This window comes from Arenibacter catalasegens (assembly GCF_002909235.1).
GTDB classification, from domain to species: Bacteria; Bacteroidota; Bacteroidia; order Flavobacteriales; family Flavobacteriaceae; genus Arenibacter; species Arenibacter catalasegens.
On the sequence record NZ_PHQQ01000025.1, the window covers coordinates 97391 to 103763 of the forward strand.

Genomic DNA, 6373 nt, shown 5'->3' on the forward strand with positions numbered 1-6373 from the left:
AGATTATTAACATATTAAACTAAAACTATGTTAAAAAAATCCTTAAAAGAATTGGATAAAATTAGTTAGGAGCCTTATTGGGCTGAAAATATTTTTTTAAATAAACCGAGGAAAAAGACTTTGCCAAATTGTCTAGGAATTTGCGACCAAAATCTTTAATGTACTGTAAATTGGGCCAAAAGGGGAGGGGCTAAAGTTAATTTGTAGAAAAGGGGTATGGGTTGGCCGTTTATTTTTAGAAATATGAATTTATAAGATTACAGAGCAAAAGGATATCCTCTTTTTTGTGATGGGCACTGATTACAATTCTGCTCATAAGTTTAGCATCTACATCTGGGTAACGAAAACTGGTCACCACTATCATTTGTGCCTTTAGATATTTGGTAAACTCTTCATCGTTAAAACTGAAGGCAGGATGTTCTTTCATAAATTTAAATCTATCCAGCGCTTTAATGTGCGACCTGAATAATTCAATATTATCTTTGAGCATAGCCCTTTTTTCATTGAAGAGTTCACTTCCGTTTATAAGGCTGGCCAAGGCGGCAGGTGTTGCTGGACTGGCTCCACCAAAAAAAGGGGTGTCCACCAATTCTTCCATTCGAATTTTAGATCCAAAAATGGTACCTGCCTGAATACCGAAACCTTTACCCAATGAGCAGCAAACAATCAGTTCTTTAGGTTTTAACTCTCGCAGCATACTATAAACACCACCCCCATTTTTGCCAACTATTCCGATCCCGTGTGAATCATCTACCACTAGAATGATTTTTTCCAATGGCAGCATTTTTAATCCGTCGAAATCGGGATAGTTGGATCCAGAAAAATCGATGGCGTCTAAAAGAACTACTGGTATGGTACTCTGATCGACTTTCAAATGAGCTCTGATGGCTAAATTTAAGGCAGTGAAATTTGGGTATGGTTTAAATTGTTCATCAGATAGGCTAGGGGAATAAAGGGCAGTATGGGTGTTGGGAGCATAGAATAGCTTATTTGTCTTGGTATCCAGAGTTTGTCTCACGAGTTGTCCGGCCAAATACCCGGACGATAAACTGATGCACGCCTCGCTTCCCACTAAATGGGATAAATGCCGTTCCACCTCCTCATAAATGGAAATTCGAATATTGGATTTTCTAGACGCTCCGTAGTTTGTGCCGTATTTCCTAATGTTGGATATGAAAATATCCTGGAAAGCTTCATCTGTCTGAAGCCCCAGATAAGACGTGCCTCCAAAATACAAGTATTTCTTCTGGTCCAACTCTATTTCCCTGCCAGGGAAGCCATCGATATAAAAAGTCATTATCGTAAGCTTATTCCACTACCACCTAAGGTAGGAAAGATTACTTTTCCATCCTCCTTAATAATAACCCCATCGGCAATGTCTTCTTTTAGCAACATGGCGCCGTCCATATCTACATAATCCAATTGTGGAATTAGTTGGGCTATGGCCGAAATACCTACTGAGGATTCCGTCATGCAACCGACCATTACTTTTAGACCTAATTCCTTGGCCCGTTTAATCATTCGTCTTGCAGGGGTAAGGCCACCGCATTTCGTAAGTTTAATGTTGATGCCATTATAATGAAACGCGCATTTATCCACATCGGATTCTACTATACAGCTTTCATCGGCCATTATGGGTAGTACACTTTGGTGCATCACTACTTCCATACCTTTCCAATCATCCGCTTTTAGGGGTTGTTCAATAAATTCCACTCCCAATTCCTTTAAATAAGGGGCATTTAGGATGGTTTTATCGGCTGTCCAGGCACAATTGGCATCAACCCTAAAGATGGCATCAGTATGCTTGCGCAGTTCCCTTACAATAGCTACGTCCTTATCAGTACCTAGTTTTATTTTATATATGGGCCATGGCATCTCTTTCATCTTATCTACCATTTTATTTATGGAATCCAACCCTATGGTATAATTGGTAATCGGATAAGTACTGTTGTCCGTATCCCATAATTCATATAGAGGTTTGCCCTGTATTTTTCCATACAGATCATTGGCAGCAAGGTCTAATGCGCAAATGGCAAAATTACTTAGGTTCTTCGAAACCAAAAATGCATGGAAGGCCTCAGGGGTCTTTATATTAAATTGCTCAATATCTTTTCTCACATGTTCAATCTCCGCCTGCATAGTTTCAAAGCTTATCTGGTAATAAGGGTTGGATGTAGCCTCGCCATAACCCGTTTTATCATCCTGTGTCAGAGAAACGACCATGGAATCTTGAAAATCATGGGATTCCCTAGAAATACTGAAAGTGTGCTTTAAAGGGAGTACAAATTTTTTAATCTTTAACTTCATAACAATAATTATAGGACGAATATAAAGAAAGATGATGTATTGGAAAATCAAAACCCATTGAAATCTCAATGGGTTTTATTAACATTTGAATGCCAAGGCGTGTACTATGGCCAGGCTGGAGTTTTATAATTTGCTTACGCTGCCTGAACTGGATTTTTTGTGTTCAACTTTCGCTGCTCCGGTATAGCGAATATCTCCACCGCTACTAGCTTCTGCTATTAAGGATTCTGATACGTTTACAGTAATTCCCGCCCCACTACTGGCGCTGGCATGGCACTTTGATGTGATTAAATTTTCAGCCTTTATTCCTGACCCACTGCTGGCATTGCTGTATAGGGTTTCAGTTTCACCAACGACTTTTATGTCGGCACCACTACTGGAGTCCGCAGTTACTTTTTCGGCCTTTAGATCCTCGATTTGAAGTCTGGAACCACTACTAGCGCTTAGTTCAATATTTTGTGCCCTAATGGCATTCTGGGTAATTAGGGCAGCACCACTGGACGTCTCCAAAGCGGTTATTACAGGTAGGGTTACGTAAACCTTTTTGGTAGCCCTACCAATATTTTCAATGGCATGAATTCGCAAAGTTCCATTTTTGACGTCTGTTCCTATAAGGTCTATTACATTTTGGTCAGCTTCAACTACAATCTGGAAATCATTGCCTTGGGTAACATAAACATCCAAACCCTCCGAGGCTGAAATTAATGTAAAATCAGAGGTTATGGAACGGTGGTCTTCTTCAACAATTCCATTTCCCTTCTTTCCGTTTCCAAAATTAATATCGAAACCGCAGGAAGAAAACAAAATTGCTAGGATAAGGGTGATGGTAATTCTTGCTAATGTTGTCATGATTGTTGTTTTTTGTCTTGAAACAAATTCCTGGGGGGATAGGGTAGTTCAAGGATTGATTAATGATGTTATTTAATGATTATCTAAAATTATTAATTAGGCTACTTTAATCATACTACAATTTACTGAATTGTTATTAGGGCTTACTGAACTGTATCTTTTTTTAGTTCTGTATTTTTACTGTCCTTAGTTTGGAACTGTACACCATTTTCATCGATTTTGAGTTTAAAATTATCCTTGCCCCCTTTTAAATCGATATCCACACCGTCTTCATTAATAATAATTTTGCCATTATTATCATCAATTTCATCATGCTCTTCCTCATCCTTTGGACAGTCCAAACATTGCAATTCCCCACTGTCATCCATTTGCCACAGGTATTTGGTAATCTCACACCCGTCCATATCCTTATCGTTATTGGCTCTTAATATCCAACAGCTTTGGGGCGATTTGTCAAATTGCAGCTGCGTACCAATGGGCAGGTATAGATAGATTCTTACCTCTTGGTCCCTGTATTTATTCTCTTTGGCCGTAGTCAAAAAATCGTCGAATATTAAAGTGTTGTTTTGAATGGAATAATTGTGGTTGATTTTACCGGCGGTCTCTGTGGCATTTTTAAACGAGTTACCATTCGCATTTTTACGTATTTCGATTCGGGCAATAGAGTCTTTGGACATTTTTAAGCTTAAACGCACATCCTCCGATACCAGAACCTCTTCACCATTGTCGGTGTAATCCAGCACAACCCCATTTATACCTATATTATTGCTGTTATTATCATAGGGAGATGACTTTAAACTGATTTTTATGGGTTGGTTGGGCTGCTGTATTGAAAGTTCCTTCTCAACAGAGACATTACCGGAGTAGGCATGGGCAGCGGCTTGGCGTATGCCAAAAACAGTCAATAAGATAACAGCAATCAACCACAATCCTAAAAGTGTGAATTTGGCAATATTACCGATCGATTTCAAGTTGTTGACCAAAATCTTAAGGCCAAGATACATGAGAAAGAAAAATGGAATCCCAATGGCAAAAAAGCCTAAAAGGGACACTAACCATACCGGGGTATTTGTGGAATTCACCATATAGTAAAAATCGATTCCTGGTAAGTGAATAATATCCAAAATGCCCACCGTAAAAAGTCCCACGATCAAGGCAACAATTCCTGCGGCACCTATTACGATCAGGATAATCCCAATGAATTTGCCAATGATCTTAAAAAAAAACATAATTAAGTCCGCAATAGCATTAAAGAAACTGCGACTACTATCCTTTACCTTGTGCCCCATTTTTTCATAGTCCACATTTTTTACTTTTTCAGCTACGTCATCAAAGCCTTCCTTTACTTTTTTTTCAATATTGCTGATATTTACTTCTTCCCCACGCATATCCAGTTTTTGGGCCGTGGTTAGGGCTTCTGGAATAAGGATCCATAAGAGACCGTAAATAAAAATAAAGCCTCCCCAAGTAAATATGGTCAACAAGATCCATAACAGTCGTACCCAAAGGGCGTCTATCCCAAAATAGTGGCCTAAACCAGCAGAAACACCACCGATATATTTATGGTCAATGTCCCTGTATAATTTTCTTACCCTTCCCGTATTTTTAGCTGCCTTGGGGTGATCTTCAAAAATATCTTCGTCGACCATATAATCTTCAGGTTGCCCCATGATGCCAATAACCTCGTCAACTTCCTTTTCGGTTATTACTTGTCTTTCGTTTTCCATTTTTTCATGGAACAGTTCGGCAATTCTAGCCTCAATATCCGCTATAATCTCCTCGCTACCATTTGTATTGGCAAAAGAACGTTTTATGGCCTCTAAATAGCGTTGAAGCTTACTATAGGCTACTTCATCTATATGAAAGAATAAATTGGCCAGATTTATATTTATTGTCTTGTTCATTTTAGTTGTTTTTTGTTTTGGTTACGAGGTTCGTCGCATTTCTTAATTCATCCCAGGTTGTATCCAATTCTTTTAAGAAAAGTTTACCTGTTTCTGTCAATTTGTAGTATTTCCTAGGTGGACCTGAGGTAGATTCTTCCCAACGATAATTGAGTAGCCCCGCATTTTTTAGTCTTGTTAGCAAAGGATAAATTGTACCCTCTACTACTAGCATTTTAGCGTCTTTTAGTGTGTCCAGAATTTCCGAGGTATATTTATCCTCCCCGTCTAGAACTGAAAGTATGCAATACTCCAAGACTCCCTTGCGCATCTGTGCTTTTGTGTTTTCAATATTCATAGTTGCATGATTATTATAATTTAACTGTTCGTTTTTTTCGATGATTGCATTTTAGCATTTCTCTTTTGATTGATTTGATGAATAAACTCTGGAATTAGTGTGATGAGTACTAATTTTATACTGTATTATTTTATAAATGTTATGCTTATGGGATACTTAAAATCCTGCCCCTCACTGGTACGAATGGTGGCTAAGATGGTGTAGACTATATTTACTAAAAATAAACCGAACTGTGCAACACCTGCTATTCCTAAAGGCCAGAGTAGTTTGCCCAATTTAAGAGGGTTAAAATCTAAATCAAATCCATTGAAGTTGTTGAATTGGTTAAAACCTAAATTTCCCTGATGAAAAATTTCCGGTATAGCTCCAATAAAGAAAGGAACAGTGAAAATTCCTAGTACAATGGAATAGAGTAGAAGGCTAATCTGAAAATTAAGGGCACGTTTGCCATTTTGGTCTACGAAACCATAATCCTTCTTGTTGGCTGTCCAAATTATTAATGGCAGGAGAAAATTCCCAAACGGAATAAAGTATTTAGAAAAGGTGGAGGCATGTATTATTGCCGATAAATTTTTTTCGTGTTTGCTTAGTGTTTCGGTCATGGCTTTATAATTGGTGTTCTAAAGTTTCTCTATTTGTTGTCAATTCTAAATGGCAACAAGCACAATTTCTATTTAATGCAAGGATCCGATTTATGTCCCAGAGCTATTTGATTTTTAGAGTTACATCTACTACGCATAATAACTTCCTATGCAAATATATATCTAAAAGAAGGTACTATGCAAAACAAAGTACTAAAAATTAACAATATATTAACATTTGTAAGCTCGTGTATTTTATATACTTTTGAATAAAATGAACTACCTCGAGGCAGAGCCATCGAGGTATCAAAATAAACGTAATTGATTCTTATGTATCACGCTATATTGAGATTTTCCCTGGTTTTGGAGGTATTTCTTAATTACCTCTTCATTCG

Annotated in this window: 6 protein-coding genes; all 6 read right to left on the minus strand. The window is 37.8% G+C overall.

Annotated elements, in window-relative coordinates; genetic code table 11:
• Positions 1 to 235: 235 nt before the first annotated feature.
• The gene (locus CWD90_RS17905) at positions 236 to 1297 is read right to left on the minus strand and encodes a pyridoxal phosphate-dependent aminotransferase family protein (protein ID WP_103477442.1); all 1062 of its coding nucleotides are present in this window, start codon (positions 1295 to 1297) and stop codon (positions 236 to 238) included.
• A complete protein-coding gene (locus tag CWD90_RS17910) occupies positions 1297 to 2307 on the minus strand; it encodes a dipeptide epimerase (RefSeq protein ID WP_103477443.1) in 1011 nt (336 codons plus the stop codon). The genes CWD90_RS17905 and CWD90_RS17910 overlap by 1 nt, the downstream gene beginning before the upstream one ends.
• Before the next feature lie 123 nt (positions 2308 to 2430).
• The gene (locus CWD90_RS17915) at positions 2431 to 3156 is read right to left on the minus strand and encodes a head GIN domain-containing protein (RefSeq protein WP_103477444.1); all 726 of its coding nucleotides are present in this window, start codon (positions 3154 to 3156) and stop codon (positions 2431 to 2433) included.
• 143 nt (positions 3157 to 3299) lie between these two features.
• Positions 3300 to 5060, minus strand: a complete 1761-nt coding sequence (locus CWD90_RS17920; RefSeq protein ID WP_103477445.1) for a PspC domain-containing protein — start codon at positions 5058 to 5060, stop codon at positions 3300 to 3302.
• Between the two features lies 1 nt (position 5061).
• Positions 5062 to 5397 carry a PadR family transcriptional regulator gene (locus CWD90_RS17925; protein WP_103477446.1) on the minus strand — a complete coding sequence of 112 codons (336 nt, stop codon included), beginning with the start codon at positions 5395 to 5397 and terminating at the stop codon, positions 5062 to 5064.
• A gap of 125 nt (positions 5398 to 5522) precedes the next feature.
• Positions 5523 to 5999 (minus strand): DUF4870 domain-containing protein, encoded by a 477-nt coding sequence (locus CWD90_RS17930; RefSeq protein ID WP_103477447.1) that lies wholly within the window; start codon positions 5997 to 5999, stop codon positions 5523 to 5525.
• Positions 6000 to 6373: the final 374 nt, after the last annotated feature.